Raw genomic sequence first — 541 nt, forward strand, 5'->3', positions numbered from 1 at the left:
AGCCTGGTTGTCATATAAGCAGGCAAAACAACAAAAATCAGAACGGCAGAACCGATCAGCGCGTACAGAAAACCGGTCAAGCCGGCTGCATAGGCAGATGCAACAGACATCAGCAGCGCTTGAATACTAAGTGCAGTTTTTAATAGAGAGAAATAGCTTTTCAGCTTTGTTTCTTTTTTCACAGGGTACAGCTCTTGAAGCGCCAGATGGTCAAAGTGGCCGAAGAGCGGCAGAAGCTGAATGCCCGTAATGAAAATGGCAAACACAGTCAAAACCGCTGTAATCAACGGGCTAGCTGAGACATACATAATGATCAGCGCGAAAACGATCGTTAATCTGACAAGAATGCCCAAATAATCACTCGAACGCAAAAAGGCGCGGGTGAACATATAGGCAAATGTTTTGCACTGTTCAAACGGCACAAGCCGCAGCAAAAAGTCGAGATAAGCTCTGCGTTTGGCTTGCTTTCGCAAATGCGGCACATCAGTAAACAGGTTGGCAATCCGATAGAAACGCTGCTTTCGTCTCAATTCGGACTCAA

The 541-nt window shown here is 46.0% G+C and carries 1 pseudogene; it reads right to left on the reverse strand.

What is annotated here, in order from left to right:
• Positions 1-541, reverse strand: a pseudogene (gene ecsB, locus ACWHAR_RS31185) (ABC transporter permease EcsB); the annotation flags it as partial.

It is taken from the genome of Bacillus sp. LR--39, assembly GCF_053613335.1.